Annotated in this window: 15 protein-coding genes; 8 read left to right on the top strand and 7 right to left on the bottom strand. The window is 60.0% G+C overall.

All coding sequences use genetic code 11. The annotated features are described in order from the left end of the window. Window positions 1-6 precede the first annotated feature (6 nt). Window positions 7-390, top strand: a complete 384-nt coding sequence (gene gcvH / locus BLL36_RS13650; RefSeq protein WP_076951957.1) for a glycine cleavage system protein GcvH — start codon at window positions 7-9, stop codon at window positions 388-390. 130 nt (window positions 391-520) lie between these two features. Here gcvH and BLL36_RS13645 read toward each other — a convergent pair whose 3' ends face one another. The 7 genes from BLL36_RS13645 to BLL36_RS13615 form a co-directional block, all read right to left on the bottom strand. Further along, on the bottom strand, window positions 521-1,663 hold the full coding sequence (locus tag BLL36_RS13645) for a DegT/DnrJ/EryC1/StrS family aminotransferase (RefSeq protein ID WP_076951956.1): 1,143 nt from the start codon (window positions 1,661-1,663) through the stop codon (window positions 521-523). A gap of 158 nt (window positions 1,664-1,821) precedes the next feature. Further along, complete coding sequence (locus BLL36_RS13640; RefSeq protein ID WP_076951955.1) at window positions 1,822-2,487, bottom strand: outer membrane protein; 666 nt, start codon at window positions 2,485-2,487, stop codon at window positions 1,822-1,824. A gap of 186 nt (window positions 2,488-2,673) precedes the next feature. Next, window positions 2,674-2,988 (bottom strand): DUF2388 domain-containing protein, encoded by a 315-nt coding sequence (locus BLL36_RS13635; RefSeq protein WP_003176799.1) that lies wholly within the window; start codon window positions 2,986-2,988, stop codon window positions 2,674-2,676. 69 nt (window positions 2,989-3,057) lie between these two features. Next, entirely contained in the window at window positions 3,058-3,504 is a 447-nt protein-coding gene (locus tag BLL36_RS13630) for an NfeD family protein (protein ID WP_076951954.1), read from the bottom strand. A gap of 10 nt (window positions 3,505-3,514) precedes the next feature. After that, a complete protein-coding gene (locus tag BLL36_RS13625; protein WP_046381704.1) occupies window positions 3,515-4,435 on the bottom strand; it encodes an SPFH domain-containing protein in 921 nt (306 codons plus the stop codon). A 77-nt stretch (window positions 4,436-4,512) separates the two neighbouring features. Then, complete coding sequence (locus BLL36_RS13620; protein ID WP_076951953.1) at window positions 4,513-6,192, bottom strand: GspE/PulE family protein; 1,680 nt, start codon at window positions 6,190-6,192, stop codon at window positions 4,513-4,515. 242 nt (window positions 6,193-6,434) lie between these two features. After that, window positions 6,435-7,802 carry a CYTH domain-containing protein gene (locus tag BLL36_RS13615; protein WP_076951952.1) on the bottom strand — a complete coding sequence of 456 codons (1,368 nt, stop codon included), beginning with the start codon at window positions 7,800-7,802 and terminating at the stop codon, window positions 6,435-6,437. A 158-nt stretch (window positions 7,803-7,960) separates the two neighbouring features. Here BLL36_RS13615 and argE point away from each other — a divergent pair, with 158 nt between their 5' ends. The 7 genes from argE to ssuD all read left to right on the top strand — a co-directional run bounded on the left by argE (window position 7,961) and on the right by ssuD (window position 16,661). Next, complete coding sequence (argE, locus tag BLL36_RS13610) at window positions 7,961-9,109, top strand: acetylornithine deacetylase (protein ID WP_076951951.1); 1,149 nt, start codon at window positions 7,961-7,963, stop codon at window positions 9,107-9,109. 133 nt (window positions 9,110-9,242) lie between these two features. Then, on the top strand, window positions 9,243-10,541 hold the full coding sequence (gene argA, locus BLL36_RS13605; RefSeq protein ID WP_076951950.1) for an amino-acid N-acetyltransferase: 1,299 nt from the start codon (window positions 9,243-9,245) through the stop codon (window positions 10,539-10,541). Between the two features lie 665 nt (window positions 10,542-11,206). Continuing rightward, complete coding sequence (locus tag BLL36_RS13600; RefSeq protein ID WP_076951949.1) at window positions 11,207-12,580, top strand: OprD family porin; 1,374 nt, start codon at window positions 11,207-11,209, stop codon at window positions 12,578-12,580. A 289-nt stretch (window positions 12,581-12,869) separates the two neighbouring features. Next, window positions 12,870-13,508, top strand: coding sequence for a peroxiredoxin (locus tag BLL36_RS13595; RefSeq protein WP_076951948.1), 639 nt, complete (start codon window positions 12,870-12,872; stop codon window positions 13,506-13,508). A 316-nt stretch (window positions 13,509-13,824) separates the two neighbouring features. Beyond that, window positions 13,825-14,418, top strand: coding sequence for an NADPH-dependent FMN reductase (gene ssuE, locus BLL36_RS13590; protein WP_076951947.1), 594 nt, complete (start codon window positions 13,825-13,827; stop codon window positions 14,416-14,418). Between the two features lie 97 nt (window positions 14,419-14,515). Then, a complete protein-coding gene (locus BLL36_RS13585) occupies window positions 14,516-15,487 on the top strand; it encodes a sulfonate ABC transporter substrate-binding protein (RefSeq protein WP_076951946.1) in 972 nt (323 codons plus the stop codon). A gap of 25 nt (window positions 15,488-15,512) precedes the next feature. Continuing rightward, window positions 15,513-16,661: an FMNH2-dependent alkanesulfonate monooxygenase gene (gene ssuD / locus BLL36_RS13580; RefSeq protein WP_076951945.1), complete on the top strand. Its 1,149-nt coding sequence runs from the start codon at window positions 15,513-15,515 to the stop codon at window positions 16,659-16,661. Window position 16,662: the final 1 nt, after the last annotated feature.

The following is a 16,662-nucleotide window of genomic DNA, read 5'->3' as shown; positions in this document are numbered from 1 at the left end:
CAGACTATGAGCGATATCCCTGCCGACCTGCGTTTTGCCGAAAGCCACGAATGGGCCCGCCTGGAAGCTGACGGCACCGTGACCGTCGGGATCTCCGACCATGCCCAGGAAGCCTTGGGTGATGTGGTATTTGTTGAGCTGGCCGAAGTCGGCGCCACGTTCGAGGCTCAGGGCCAGGCTGGCGTGGTCGAGTCGGTGAAAGCGGCATCGGATATCTACGCGCCGGTTGCAGGCGAAGTGATTGCCGTCAACGAGGAGCTCAGTGGTAGCCCTGAGTTGCTGAATTCCGATCCTTACGGTGCGTGGATCTTCAAGCTCAAGCCAAGCAACGCGGCTGATCTGGACAAACTGCTGGATGCCGCGGGCTACAAAGCTGCCATCGGCGAATAAAACGTCAGCACAAACAACTGTGGGAGCTGGCTTGCCTGCGATAGCATCACCTGGGTATCACTGATACTCCGAGGTGTCTGCATCGCAGGCAAGCCAGCTCCCACATTTGTTTGTGGCGAGCCAGATTTTTTCAGTTCGCTTTCAATACCGCTTTTACTGCCGTCACCGATCGCTCCACATCCGCCTCTGTCATCGCCGTAAACATCGGCAACGACACGATCAAGCGCCCGACCTTCTCCGCCACCGGGAACATGCCTTCCTTGAAACCCTGCGCCCGATAAAGGCTGAGCAGGTGAATCGGCGGGTAGTGATAGCCAATGCCTACGCCATGAGCCTGCATTTGCTCCATGAACGTAGCACGAGCCGGCAGACCGTCCTGACGCTCCGGCAGCACCAGTTGGAACAGGTGCCAGTTGCTGTTTTCGAAGTCGGCCGGCGGCAGCTGTGCAGCGTACTTTTCTTCAAAGTCATGGCCAAAGCATTTGAAATAATGCTGCGCCAGGTTCCGGCGGTGAGCGGTGATCTTCTCGATATGGGCGAATTGCCCCAGGCCGATGGCTGCGGCGATGTCGGTCATGTTGAACTTGCCACCCAGCACATCCACGTCCAGGCCGTCGAAGCCTGTGCGGGTAACCCCCTGCAAGCGGTACTTTTCTGCCAGCCGGGCTTCTTCGGCATTGTTCAATACCAGGCAACCGCCCTCGGAGGAGGTGATGTTCTTGTTGGCCTGGAAGCTGAACGACACAAAATCCCCAGTGGCGCCGATCCGCTCGCCATCCCAGCTGGAGCCCAGCGCCTGGGCGGCGTCCTCGATGATGCGCAGGTTGTACTTGTTGGCCAGCGCATACAGCATCGGCATATCCACGGGCAGGCCGGCCAGGTACACCGGGATGATCGCCTTGGTGCGCGGCGTAATCGCCGCTTCCAGCTGGGCCAGGTCGATATTGCGGGTGACCGGGTCTATATCGGCAAACACCGGCGTGGCGCCCACTTCAAGGATCACATTGGCCGTGGCAACCCAGGAGATCGGCGTGGTGATGACTTCATCACCCGGCCCGATACCGGCAATGCGCAAGGCAATCTCCATGGTGCAGGTGCCCGAATTGAACGTGCGCACCGGCCTGCCGCCAAAGTATTGCGACAATTGTGCCTCGAAGGCCTGCACTTTCGGCCCGCTGGTGATCCAGCCCGAGCGCAACACATCGCCAACCGCCGAGATGGTCGCTTCATCGATGGTGGGTTTGGAAAACGGCAGGAAGGGCTGTTGGCTCATGACGACGGAAGCATCCATTTCGGGTGGGCGATAAGTGAACGAGGTATCACTGCCGGCATGGTTGCACGGCGTGACTGAATATAGCCTGTCGCCTGTGAATGAATCGTCACCGTTCGGGCAAAAAAATGCCGCTATACAGCGGCATTGCGCTCTGTGTTTCAGAAGGAAAAGCGCGCTTCCAGAAACACATTCTGTTCCTTGAGCTTGCCTTTTAACTGCTCATCCCGCGCATTTACCCGGTTTGCGAAGGTGTTGTAGCCGGTCTCTACATCACCCATGTCGATGTAGCGATAGCCAGCCCCCAGACTGAGTTGTTGGCTGACCTTGGCTTCCAGCCCCATGCCTACGCTATAGGCGAGGTGATGCTGGCGGTTGCTGGCAAAACGACGGGCCTCATTGGTTTGATAGCCTTCGGCTTCAATCCGTGCGACGCCCACCCCGGCCATAGCGTAAAACGACAACCATGAGGTGATCGGGATGTCTTTATAGCCGTTGAGCATCAAACGTTGGCTGTGCACATGCAGGCTGTTGACATTGGCGTTGAAGGGAGCCCAATAGGATTTGAAGGTCGAATTGTTCGGCATCGTGTATTCCCCCTCAAGGCGCCAGCCGTCGTCAAAGGCATAGCCTGCCGCGAAAGAGGCCACGAAGGACTTGCTGCTGTCCGGGGCGTCCACCCTTCCAGTCACTCGGGGGCTAGTCAGCAGCGAACTGGAAAGGTTCTGGCGAGCGTTGTTGAATTTAGCTGAGCCGTACCAGTTTTCTGCCTGGGCGTGGAAAGTCGCGAATGCAGGGAGCAGCAGCACGTAGGCAATTTTTCGCATGAGCTGTGGTTCGCTTTGTTTGAAAGGAACCCTTAGCGTGTTGCCTGGCAAGATGAGGCTCGACAGGATTTTTCTGCATTCAGTTGGGAAAATTCAAGGGCTGACGTAGTACTTTGCGGCGAAGATTGTACGAACTGAAGACAAAAAAATGCCGCTTTAAAAAGCGGCATTTTTCTGGAGCGAGTGTTATTCGGTGACTGCGTTTTTCGCCAGGATGGCGTTGGCCAGTTCCATGTCCGTGGCCTGCAGGCCAGGGTTGTCGGCGCGGACTTTCTGCATGGCAGCTTCAAGGTATGGGCCACGGATGCCGCCGTCGCTGGCGACAAAGCTGCCGGCGTCGTCTTGTGCGGCGACCACCAGCTTGTGGTCCTTGAAGGTCAGGTACGTCGAGCCGGTGGTGGCGCCCGACGAGATGACATTGCGCCAGAAACTGTCGGCCATGGCTGAGCCGACAGGGAGGGAAAGCACAGCGAGGGTTGCGACAGCATATTTGAGACGCATGATGGGTGACTCCGGGTGGGTTATCTGTACTTTATGATTGTAGATAGCCCAGGCGAGTTCCATCACTGACTAAACAGTTACAACCTTTAACACCACGCCTTCCTGGCTAACCACCCGTACTTGAGCCCCTACAGGGCTGTCCGGGCCGGCCACCATCCATACGCCATCGCCAACCTTTACCTTGCCCCGGCCGTCAACGATCGCCTGATGCACCACGAACGTGCGGCCGATAAGCTCCGAGCCACGCTCGTTCAGCCCCGGCTGGTCACTGGCCTTGGCGCTGCTGCGCTGGCGCCTCCACCAGTACACCGCCGTGACAATCGACAACACGGCAAACAACAGCAGTTGCCACTCCAGCCCCAGGGGCGGCACCAGAAACTTGATCACCCCCACGGCCGCCGCTGCGATACCCATCCACAACAGGTACCCACCGGCGCCGAACACTTCCAGTATCAGCAGTACCGTGCCCAGCGCGAGCCAATCCCAAAACGACAGATGCTGCAGGAAATCCCACATGGCGCTGGCCTCAGCCTTTCTTGTTGTCGAACGTAGCCTTGACGATCTCGCCGATACCGCCGACCGCACCGATCACCTGGCTGGCCTCCAGCGGCATCAGGATGACCTTGCTGTTGTTGGCCGATGCCAGCTTGCCCAGGGCGTCGATGTATTTTTGCGCGACGAAGTAGTTTATGGCCTGCACGTTTCCGGTGGCGATCGCTTCGGAAACGACTTGGGTCGCTCGAGCCTCGGCTTCAGCCTGACGCTCGCGGGCTTCAGACTCCAGGAACGCCGCTTGGCGCCCACCTTCGGCCTCGAGAATCTGTGCTTGTTTCTTGCCTTCAGCGGTCAGGATCGCCGACGCCCGCAGGCCCTCGGCCTCCAGGATCTGGGCACGCTTGATCCGCTCGGCTTTCATCTGGCCCGACATGGCGGCCATCAAGTCGGCGGGCGGGCTGATGTCCTTGATTTCGATACGGGTGATCTTGATGCCCCAAGGCGCGGTGGCTTCGTCCACGGTCCTCAGCAGCTTTTCGTTGATACCGTCGCGTTGGCTGAGCATGGCGTCCAGTTCCATGGAGCCGAGCACGGTACGGATATTGGTTTGCAGCAGGTTGCGGATGGCGTGCTCGAGGTTGTTGACCTCGTAGGCGGCCTGGGCGGTATTGACCACCTGGAAGAAGCACACGGCATCGATTTGCACGGTGGCGTTGTCGGCGGTGATGACTTCCTGGGGCGGGATATCCAGCACGCTTTCCATCACGTTGATCTTGCGACCGATGCGGTCCATGACCGGAATGATGATGTTCAGGCCAGGCTTGAGGGTATTGGTGTAGCGCCCGAAGCGCTCGACCGTCCACTGGTAACCCTGTGGGACGACCTTGAAACCCATGAAGAGAATGGCGATAGCCAAACCCACGAAAAGAAGCAGTACGGTTCCGATCTGCATAGCGATTCCCTATCTGGAGATGTCAGTAAAACGACGTTCGGCCGATTGTAACGGCGTTGCCACCGATAAGAACGTTTTCACCGTGTAACAAACAAAGGATTTGTTACTGAATCCCCTGGGGTCACCCGCAGCACTTCCGCCATCGTGGTCAGCCCCGCTTCGACTTTTTGCAGGCCGGCCATGCGCAGGCTGCACATGCCTTGCGCCACCGCGGCCTGGCGCAGGGCCTGCACGTCGGCGCCGGGCGTGATCAGCGCTTTGAGTGCTTCGTTCAATACCATGATTTCGTAAACGCCGGCCCGTCCCCGATAACCACTGTTTCGACATTCAACGCACCCGACAGCCTCGTGGGCCTCACCCCGTGCGCGCTTGCAGTGCGGGCACAGCACCCGCACCAACCGCTGCGCCATGACGCCCAGTAACGTGGCTTTGATCAAATAATGAGCAATGCCCAGCTCCTGCAGGCGGCTGATGGCGCTGGGGGCATCGTTGGTGTGCAGGGTCGACAGCACCAGGTGCCCGGTCAATGCGGCCTGGATCGCCATTTCGGCGGTCTCCTGGTCGCGGATCTCGCCGATCATGATGATGTCCGGATCCTGGCGCAGCAGGGCGCGGATGCCGCTGGCAAAGGTCAGGTCGATGTTGTGCTGCACCTGCATCTGGTTGAATGCCGGCTCGACCATCTCGATCGGGTCTTCCACCGTGCACAGGTTGACCTCCCGGGTCGCCAGTTGCCTGAGCGTGGTATAGAGCGTGCTGGTCTTGCCGGAGCCGGTCGGGCCGGTGACCAGGATGATGCCGTTGGCCTGGCCCGTCATGGCGTGCCAGCGGTGTTGGTCATCAACGGACAGGCCCAACTGATCAAAGCCCTTGAGCAGCACCTGTGGATCGAAAATCCGCATCACCAGTTTTTCGCCAAATGCGGTGGGCAGCGTGCAAAGGCGCAGCTCGACTTCCACCCCTGCCGGGCTTTTGGTCTTGACCCGGCCATCCTGGGGCCTGCGTTTCTCCGCGACATTCATGCGGCCCAGGCTTTTCAGGCGGCTCACCACAGCCATCGTGACCTGGGGTGGAAACTGATAGACGTCATGCAGCAGCCCGTCGATGCGAAAGCGCACACGGCCCTGTTCTCGGCACGGCTCAATGTGGATATCACTGGCGCGCTGGGCGAAGGCGTATTGCAACAGCCAGTCGACGATATTGACGATATGCGCGTCGTTGGCATCCGGCTCCTGGTCGCTGGCGCCGAGGTTGAGCAATTCGACATTGCCAGGCGCCGCGCCCTTTTGATCGGCGCCGCTGACGCACTTCGCCAGTCGGTAAAACTCGCCGATACAGCGTGTTATGTCCTGGGGGTTGGCGACTACGCGCTTGATCGAACGCTTGAGCACCTGCGCCAACCCGGCCTCCCAACAGGTGATGTAGGGCTGGGCGCTGGCGACGGTGACGGTCTGCGCATCCACCGCCACCGCCAGGATGGCGTGGCGTTGGGCGAATGCGTGGGACATCAACGGCACCACCGTCGCGACGTCGATCTTCAATGGGTCGATACGCAGGTAGGGTTGCCCGGCATGCCGGGCAAGCCATTCGGTCAGGGTTTCCAGGTCGGGCCCAAGGGCGGCGATGCGTTCCAGGGGGTGCTGGGTATTGCTGGCCGGCAGCGCCGACAAGCGCTGCGCGAGCTCGGGGGTGATGAGTTTCCCGTCGACCAGGGCCGGTAGCAGTTGATGCAGTTCCAAGCGTTGATCAGCGGGCATTTAAGGTGTTCCTGGGTGGCAGTGGGCGTAAATCCCAGACTAGCCAACCCCTGAATATCCTCCTCCCAGCGTGTATTGCAGGTTTTTACCGAACGATTGCCACCACTGTTTGCCAGTATTGCGCGGACCCTGTGGGAGCGGGCTTGCTCGCGAAAGCGGTCTATCCGTCACAGATGTCCCGACTGACACGACACTTTCGCGAGCAAGCCCGCTCCCACACGTTGATCGAGGTGCCCTTTGGATTACAGGCGCAGCAAGGTCTTCCAGGCACGATTCTGATACACCGCAATCGCCTGGTGCATCCGCGCATCCAGCGCCTCATCGGTGATCGGCTGGTTGGCCAGGAGCGCCAACTTGTTCAGTTCGCCGTAGAGGCGGTCCAGTTCCGGAATGTCGACCACCTGACGCGCATGGTGCAGCCATGCCTGGATGCGTTCGATGCGCGGCAGTTGCTCGGCCAGGTCTTCGGGCTGTTGCTGGTAGCGCGGCAATTGCAGGGCGACAGCATCGTCGGCCAGCAGGCGCGGCAGCCAGTTGGTGATTTGTGCGGCGCCCTGGCGGTTGCCGCGCACAGTGCGCTCGGCGGTCCAGGCACGGGCCAGCAGCCAGCGCGACGCGTTCAGCGAGAACAGGCCCCAGCGCACATCATCCAGCTCTTCGACGAACTGTTCCGGCGCGGCTTTGCGAATGTCTTCGTCATCGTCACCGGCTTGTACCAGTGGGCGCCAGTCTTCCAGCAGGGCATCGAGGGCGCTGCGCAGTTCGCTGGTGGATTGGCGCGGTGCCGCCTGGCCGAGGCTGCCTATCAGGGCGCGCAGTTCGCCGAGGGTGTCGACCCAGTCTTGCAGCAGGCGCCAGTGGCCATTGAAACGGTATTGCTCGGCCAGGCGCTGGCTGCTGCCCAGCAGGTGCCACATGATCGCAGCGAAGGCGTCGTCCAGCGGCATCTCGGCGTGGATCTGCGGCGCCGGCAGGCTCAGCGAGTAGCTATCGGCGTCGTACAGGCGATAGCCGCGCTCGGCCTTGCTGATGTCACATGGCATCAGTGCCAGGGTCGCGGCCAGTTCGGCGGCCAGTTCCAGCAGAGCAGCCGGCTCGCCTTCGCGCAGCTCCAGTTCCAGCTCGCAGATTTCTTCTTTCTGCTTGCCGACCACCACGTGGCCCAGGTCCAGGGCGGCTTCGATCACGACCTTGGCCTTGCCACGGCCCCAGGCGATTTCGGCGCGTTCACGCACAAAATCGGTGGTGAAGATCGGCTTGAGGGTCTTTTTGTCCAGCTCGGCCAGTTGCTCGGGCCAGCATTCGCCGTCGAGTTTCTTCACATCGAGCTTGGCTTTGGGCAGTTCCCAGTTGTATTCGTTACGTTCCGACAAACCGGCAACGCTCTGGCCGCGGGTCTTGAGGGTCTGGATGATATCGTCACCGTCCTTGCGCAGGCGCAGGGCGACTTTGGCCTGGGCCAGGTCGCGCTCGGGGGTGTCGAAATATTGGTTCATCAACTCACGGCGTTCCCAGCCACTTTTGTTGCGTTTTTTCAGTAGCGGGTGCTCACGCAGCGCGGCGAGTGTTTCGCGGCTGACGCGCAGCTTTATTTCGGTTTCTTTATGCATGGCCGGAAAATCCAGGATCGGGAGCGCAGCCGGGGAAAAGTGTGGCTGCCAAGGTCGTGCAGTGTACAGGACTGAGCCCGGCAACGCGCCGCAACGGTTTATTGTGGCGTGCAGATGGTTCTATAGTGGGCTTCATCCGGGAACCAGGGAGACCGCGCATGCCGTTACCGTCTATGCAAGAGCAGTTCGCCGCACTGATTGCCGCGCCGTCGGTCAGTTGCACCCAAGCGTCTCTCGACCAGAGCAACCGCCCCGTCATCGACTTGCTCGCCGGTTGGTTGGGGGACCTGGGGTTCGCCATCGACATCCAGCAGGTCAGCCCCGGCAAGTTCAACTTGCTCGCCAGTTTCGGCAGCGGGCCCGGTGGGCTGGTGCTGGCGGGCCATAGCGATACCGTCCCCTACGACGCCGCACTGTGGAAGACCGATCCGCTCAAGCTGACGGAAGTCGACGGCCGCTGGGTAGGACTGGGCAGCTGCGACATGAAGGGTTTTTTCGCATTGGTCATTGAAGCCGTGCTGCCGCTGCTGGACCAGCCGTTCAAGCAGCCGCTGCTGATTCTCGCGACCTGTGATGAAGAAAGCTCCATGGCCGGCGCCCGTGCGTTGGCCGACGCTGGGCGCCCGTTGGGCCGCGCTGCCGTGATTGGCGAGCCGACCGGGCTCAAGCCGATTCGCCTGCACAAAGGCGTCATGATGGAGCGCATCGACATCCTCGGCCAGAGTGGCCATTCGTCAGACCCGCGTCTGGGTCACAGCGCCCTTGAAGCCATGCACGACGCCATTGGCGAACTGCGCGGCCTGCGTCTGGCCTGGCAGCGCGAGTACCGCAACCCGCAATTCAGCGTGCCGCAGCCGACCCTGAATTTCGGCTGCATCCATGGCGGTGACAATCCCAACCGCATCTGTGGCCAGTGCTCCCTGGAGTTCGACCTGCGCCCCCTGCCGGGCATGGACCCCGAGGCGCTGCGCGCGGCCATCCGGCAGAAGCTCGTGCCCTTGGCCGAGCGCCATCAGGTCAAGATTGATTACGCGCCGTTGTTCCCCGAAGTGCCACCGTTCGAGCAGGCTGAAGATGCCGAGCTGGTGCGGGTGGCGGAACGTTTGACCGGCCATCGTGCCGAAGCAGTAGCGTTCGGCACCGAAGCGCCTTATCTTCAGCGCCTTGGGTGTGAAACCCTGGTTCTCGGGCCTGGCGACATTGCCTGCGCGCACCAGCCGGGCGAGTACCTCGAAATGTCACGCTTGACGCCTACAGTGCGTCTATTGCGGGAACTGATCGAACATTACTGCCTGAAACCCGCATAAATTAACCCCTGCCCATTCGTACATAAGGAGAGTGAGCGTGTCGCCAAGCCTGTTCCGACGATAACCATCAGCCCGCCGTGCGCTTTCACGATTCATCCTTTTTCGGCTGCTTTTTATTACAGGCCCAGGTTCTATGCCCGACTACGTTAATTGGCTTCGTCACGCGTCCCCTTACATCAACGCCCACCGCGACTGCACCTTTGTCGTCATGCTGCCCGGCGACGGTGTGGAACACCCCAACTTCGGCAATATCGTCCACGACCTGGTGCTGCTCCACAGCCTCGGCGTGCGGCTGGTGCTGGTGCACGGTTCGCGCCCGCAAATCGAAGTGCGCCTCGAGGCGCGCGACCTCACTCCGACTTACCACGAAGGCATGCGCATCACCGATGCGGCGACGCTGGAGTGTGTGATCGACGCGGTCGGCCACCTGCGTATCGCCATTGAGGCGCGCCTGTCGATGGACATGGCCTCGTCGCCGATGCAGGGTTCGCGCCTGCGCGTGACCAGCGGCAACTTCGTGACCGCACGGCCCATCGGCGTATTGGACGGAGTGGACTACCACCACACCGGCGAAGTGCGCCGGGTAGACCGTAAGGGCATCAACCGCCTGCTGGACGAGCGTTCCATCGTTTTGCTGTCACCGCTGGGCTACTCGCCCACGGGTGAGATCTTCAACCTGGCCTGCGAAGACGTCGCCACGCGCGCCGCCATCGACCTTGGCGCCGACAAATTGCTGCTGTTCGGCGCTGATCTTGGCCTGATCGACGAAAACGGTCGCTTGGTGCGCGAACTGCGCCCGCAACAAGTGCCGGCACACCTGCAACGCTTGGGCAGCAACTATCAGGCCGAATTGCTCGACGCCGCCGCGCAGGCTTGCCGCGGTGGAGTAGGGCGCAGTCATATCGTCAGCTACGCCGAAGACGGCGCCTTGCTCACCGAGCTGTTTACCCGTGACGGCGGCGGCACGCTGGTGGCCCAGGAACAATTCGAAATGGTGCGCGAAGCGGCGATCGAGGACGTGGGCGGTTTGCTCGACCTGATCAGCCCGCTGGAAGAGCAGGGCATCCTGGTGCGCCGCTCGCGAGAGGTGCTGGAGCGTGAGATTGAGCAATTCAGCGTGGTGGAGCGCGAAGGCATGATCATCGCGTGTGCGGCGCTGTATCAGATCGCGGATTCGGACGCGGGTGAGCTGGCGTGCCTGGCGGTGAACCCGGAATACCGGCACGGCGCACGTGGCGATGCGTTGCTCGAACGTATCCAGACCCGTGCCCGGGCGCAGGGTTTGAAGACCTTGTTCGTGCTCACCACCCGCACCGCCCACTGGTTCCGTGAGCGTGGGTTTGAGCCGAGCAGTGTGGATCGTCTGCCATCGGCGCGGGCGTCGCTGTACAACTACCAGCGTAATTCGAAGATTTTCGAAAAGGCCCTCTAAGGGCCCAGGCCTGGCCTGTGTGGGAGCTGGCTTGCCTGCGATAGCGTCACCTCGGTCGAACTGAAAAACCGAGGCGTCTGCATCGCAGGCAAGCCAGCTCCCACAGGGAATCGCATTTATTCCGCGATTTTCGGCCCAAGGCTTCCCACCCATGCTTTAGAACTATTGATCCAGGCCGATACGATGGGCAGGGCGAGAGGGGATTCGGCTGGCCGCTGCTGAACTGGACGGCTTTGACACCAAAAGAAACTATTAGTGACATAAAAACTGTAACAAATTGACGGGAGGATATGTGTTTCGCGATGATGCGTCGCCTTCCGGACCTTGGGTGATGTACGCAGCACCGCCACACTGGGCGACTCAAAAAATAAAAAATACCTTTTAGGAATTAGCTTTTGGCGTGGTTCGTCTAGGCTGACTGACTTGCGTCATGGAAATCCTTATTCCTAAAGGGTATGAAAAAGAAAGAAACAATTCTTTTTGGGTGTATGAAAAACTCATTACCCTGCAGGGACCAAATCAACTGCAGTTAGACGAAGGTAGTAGACACACAAGGTTACGATTGACTTGGTGGTCACTATCCGTGCTAATCGCGCATCTGTGGATCGAGGGCGTCAGACCCGAGACCAAAGAAATACAAAAATTAGAAACGAGAGGAGCGGTACATGAATAAGTCCACCTTGGCTTTGGCTGTAGCTTTGGGCGCAATCGCCCAGCAAGCAGGCGCTGCCGGTTTTATCGAAGACAGTAAGGCCACTCTGGGTCTGCGTAACTTCTACATCAACACGGATAACCGTGATGGGCATGCACCTGCTACTGGTAGCGCCTCTAATACGCGTAGCAAAAATGCTGAATGGGGCCAAGGCTTCGACCTGCGTTTCATCTCGGGCTACACCCAAGGTACCGTTCAGTTCGGCGTTGATGCGATCGGCCTGTACGGCGTGCGTTTGGATTCGAGCCGTGCTGAGCACGGTAACTACAACGGCACCGCGTCTGGCGGTACTGTGTTTCCAAGCGATGGCAACAAGGCTGTCCACGATTACGCCAGCCTGGGCGTGACCGGCAAGGTCAAGATCTCCCAAACAGAACTGAAGCTGGGCACCCTGCAGCCTAAGTTGCCAGTTATCGTGACCAACGATGGTCGTCTGCTGCCGCAGACCTTCCAAGGTGGCCAGATCACTACCAGCGACATCAAGGATTTGACCCTGGTTGCTGGTCAAATCGAAAAGGCCAAGGGTCGTAATTCCACTGATAGCGATCAGTTGTCGCTCGCCGGTGCCAACACCCGTGGTGTCACTTGGCGTGACAGCAACAAGTTCTACTACGCCGGTGGTGATTACAAACTCACGAAGGACCTGACCGCCCAGTACTACTACGGCAACTTGGAAGATTTCTACAAGCAACACTTCCTCGGTTTGACCCACAACTGGTCGATCGGCCCAGGCGTTTTGAAGTCTGACCTGCGTTACTTCAACAGCTCCGATGACGGTGCTAACGGTCACGATTCTGCTTACTACACCAACGGTAACTACAATGGTTTCAACAACGGTAAAGGTAAGGTCGACAACAACCTGTACAGCGGTTTGTTCCTGTACACCGTCGCCGGTCACACCTTCGGTGGTGGTTATCAGGTCAGCAACGGTAGCAGCGACTTCCCATTTCTGAACCAAGGCGATGGCTCGTCGGCTTACATCACTACCGACATGCAGATCCAGAAGTTCGCCCGTGCAGGCGAGCGTACCTGGCAGGCTCGCTACGCTTATGATTTCGCCAAGGTTGGCGTTCCTGGCCTGACCGCCGGTGTTGTCTACCTCAAAGGTACCGACATCGACACTGTCGGCGCGAACCCTACGCGCACCGAAATCACCGGCCAATCCGAGTGGGAACGCGACATCACCGTTGCCTACGTGATTCCAGAAGGCCCGCTGAAAAACCTCGGCGTCGCCTGGAAAAACGCAATGTGGCGTACCGACTTGGCGAACACCCGTTCCCAGGACGAAAACCGTCTGATCGTCAGCTACTCGCTGCCACTGTTCTAGTAGCGTGAAGCGGTTGTAACTGTATAAAACCTTGCCCGGTGCAACACCGGGCAAGGTGTCTTGCCTTCAAGTCGGGCTAAACCCCCGCAAGCCCTTCCTGAACCCCTCTGTACAACGTATCAAGGCCTTCTCAAACCTTGAAGCCGATGGTGCGCCGCGCCTTTGCCTGCGTCCAATGAACAGATCTTTAATATTCCTTTATCGTCTAGATAAATCGATATTTATTCTTTTTAAATAATCCCCGTTGCATGCACAGTGGGCTCCATAAGCACTCATCAGGAGCCACACCATGAGCCTAAGACTGGGCGATATCGCCCCCGACTTCGAACAGGATTCCAGCGCCGGCAAGATTCGTTTCCACGAATGGCTGGGCGATAGCTGGGGTGTGTTGTTTTCCCACCCGGCGGACTTCACCCCGGTGTGCACCACTGAGCTTGGCTTTACCGCCAAGCTCAAGGACGAGTTCGCCAAGCGTGGCGTCAAGGCCATCGCGCTGTCAGTCGACCCGGTGGACTCGCACCACAAGTGGATCGAAGACATCAATGAAACCCAGCATACCGTGGTCAACTTCCCGATCCTGGCAGACGCCGACCGCAAGGTGTCCGACCTGTACGACCTGATCCACCCGAACGCCAGTGACACCCTCACCGTACGCTCCCTGTTCGTGATCGACCCGAACAAGAAGATCCGCCTGACCATCACCTATCCGGCCAGCACGGGCCGCAACTTCCACGAGATCCTGCGGGTGATCGATTCGTTGCAGCTGACCGACAACCACAAGGTCGCCACCCCCGCCAACTGGCAGGACGGCGATGAAGTGGTGATCGTGCCGTCGCTCAAGGACGAGGAAGAGATCAAGCGACGCTTTCCGAAGGGGTATCGCGCCGTGAAGCCGTACCTGCGCCTCACCCCCCAACCTAATCGTTGAGGCTCAGATCGCCATCGCGGGCAAGCCCGGCTCCCACAGGTGACCGCATTCCCCTGTGGGAGCCGGGCTTGCCCGCGATAGCGCCGGTACATGCACCAAAGCATTTGAATTGAAACCGGATCACATAGCAGGGGTTTTCAGGCCGTTTCGACGGCCTTTTTTTTCGCCCGAAGATTCACAGAACTTATATGCATTTAAAGAATAACCAAATGAAAAAATAAGATTTATAGATATATAAATCTGCTGATATGGTCTGTTCCATCTTGGCGCCATCGCCACACAGCGAACCGCCGACACCCGCTCAAGGAATTCCTGCATGTTGGTCGTAACACTTGGAGGCAGTCCCAGCCAGCGTTCCCGCTCCGGGGTGCTGCTGGAAAAAACCCGTCAGTGGTTGCAAGACAAAGGCGTAGAGGTGGTGAGTTACCAGATACGCGACTTTCCGGCTGAAGACCTGCTGCACGCGCGCTTCGACAGCCCCAAAGTCGTCGACCTGCTGCAACAGGTGGCGAACGCCGATGGCCTGGTGATCGCCACGCCGGTGTACAAGGCCTCGTTTTCCGGCGCACTGAAGACCGTGCTCGACCTGCTGCCCGAACGCGCCCTGGCCCACAAGATCGTGTTGCCGATGGCGACCGGCGGCAGCATCGCCCACATGCTGGCGGTGGACTACGCCTTGAAGCCGGTGCTGTCGGCGCTGAAAGCCCAGGAGTTGCTCCACGGTATTTTTGCCGAAGACAGCCAGATCGCCTATAGCGAAGGCAGCGTCCAGGCGCAGTTGGTCCCGGTGCTCGAACAGCGTTTGCACGAGGCATTGGAAACGCTCTACAGCGCCATGGCCCGCCGCCCGCAACCGCTGGACCCGAATGTGTTGAATGACCGTTTATTGACTGCTCGCTGGAGCATTTAAGCCTTACCCCGAAACCTGGAAAACCCTCACCTTACTCAGCCGCCAACGGCCAAGCAGGTGCAGCCAAAACCCTCATCGCATTTTTGGAGAGAGCGCCATGCGCACTGTCATCTTGCGTCGTGGTCTGGTCGCACTGTTTGCTGCGGCTGTGTCCTTCGGCGTCATTGTTCAAGCTCAAGCGGCCGAGACCCTGCGTATCGGTTATCAAAAGTACGGCACGCTGGTGCTGCTCAAGGCCAAGGGCACCCTGGAAAAACGCCTGGCCGCCCAGGGCGTGAATGTGCAATGGACCGAGTTTCCTGGCGGCCCGCAATTGCTTGAAGGCCTGAACGTCGGCTCCATCGACTTTGGCGTGACCGGCGAAACGCCGCCGGTCTTCGCCCAGGCGGCCGGTGCCGACCTGCTCTACGTCGCCTACGAGCCACCCGCGCCCACCAGCGAGGCGATCCTGGTGCCCAAGGATTCGCCCATCAAGTCCGTGGCCGAGCTCAAGGGCAAGAAAGTCGTGCTCAACAAAGGCTCCAACGTGCACTACCTGCTGGTGCGTGCGCTGGAAGACGCCGGCCTCAAGTACACCGACGTGCACACCGTGTTCCTGCCGCCCGCCGATGCGCGTGCCGCGTTCGAGCGTGGCAGCGTCGACGCCTGGGTCATCTGGGACCCGTACCAGGCTGCCGCCGAGAAACAACTGCAGGCGCGCACCCTGCGCGATGGCACCGGCATCGCCGATAACCATCAGTTCTACCTGGCAACCAAGCCCTATGCAGAGCAGCACCCTGAAATCATCGCGGCGCTGGTGGAAGAAGTGCGCGCCGTGGGCGAATGGGCCAAGGCCAACCCCGAACAAGTCACCGCGCAGGTAGCGCCGCTGCTGGGGCTGCCCGCCGATGTCACCTTGACCTCAATGAAGCGCCAAGGCTTCGGTGCGGTGTTCCTGACTCCGGAAGTGGTGGCCGCCCAGCAGAAAATCGCCGACACCTTCTACCAACTCAAATTGATCCCCAAGCCCTTGAGCATCAAGGACGTGATCTGGACACCGCCCGCCGCCGCCGTGGCTAAAGCGCCGTAATCCGACTTTTTCAGGAGACAACTCCATGAGCCTCAATATTTTCTGGTTCCTGCCTACCCACGGCGACGGCCATTACCTCGGCACCGCCGAAGGCGCTCGCGCCGTCGATCACGGTTACCTGCAGCAAGTGGCCCAGGCCGCCGACCGCCTGGGCTTCGGCGGGGTGCTGATCCCCACCGGGCGCTCCTGCGAAGACTCGTGGCTGGTGGCTGCGTCGCTGATCCCGGTGACCCAGCGTTTGAAATTCCTCGTCGCGCTGCGCCCCGGCATCATTTCCCCGACGGTGGCCGCGCGCCAGGCCGCGACCCTGGACCGGTTGTCCGGTGGCCGTGCGTTGTTCAACCTGGTCACCGGCGGCGATCCGGAAGAGCTGGCCGGCGACGGTTTGTTCCTCAACCATGAAGAGCGCTACCAGGCCTCGGTGGAGTTCACCCGCATCTGGCGCCGTGTGCTCGAAGGCGAAACCGTTGACTATGATGGCGAGCACATCAGCGTCAAAGGCGCCAAGCTGCTCTACCCGCCGATCCAGCAGCCCCGTCCGCCGCTCTACTTCGGCGGTTCCTCCGAAGCGGCCCAGGACCTGGCCGCCGAACAGGTTGAGATGGTGCTGACCTGGGGCGAGCCACCGGCCGCCGTCGCGGAAAAAATCGCCCAGGTGCGGGCCAAGGCCGCGAAGCTTGGGCGCACGGTGCGCTTCGGTATTCGTCTGCATGTGATCGTGCGCGAAACCAACGCCGAAGCCTGGCAAGCCGCGGACAAGCTGATTTCCCATGTGGACGATGAGACCATCGCCCGCGCCCAGGCGTCGCTGTCGCGCTTTGACTCGGTGGGCCAGCAACGCATGGCCGCCCTGCATGGCGGTAGCCGCGACAACCTGGAAGTCAGCCCCAACCTGTGGGCCGGTGTCGGCCTGGTACGCGGCGGTGCGGGTACCGCGCTAGTAGGTGATGGCCCAACCGTAGCGGCTCGGGTCAATGAGTACGCGGCGTTGGGCATCGACACGTTTATTTTCTCTGGTTATCCACACTTGGAAGAGTCGTATCGGGTCGCCGAGCTGCTATTCCCACACCTGGATGTCGAACGTCCCGAGTTGCCAAAGGGCGCCGGGTATGTGAGTCCGTTCGGTGAAATGGTGGCCAACGATATCCTTCCAAAAGCTGCGTCGCAGAGCTGAG

Source organism: Pseudomonas cedrina subsp. cedrina (assembly GCF_001983175.1).
Lineage (GTDB): Bacteria > Pseudomonadota > Gammaproteobacteria > Pseudomonadales > Pseudomonadaceae > Aquipseudomonas > Aquipseudomonas cedrina.
Note: the sequence above shows the minus strand (reverse complement) of the source record. Positions and strands in the feature narration are given on the sequence as shown.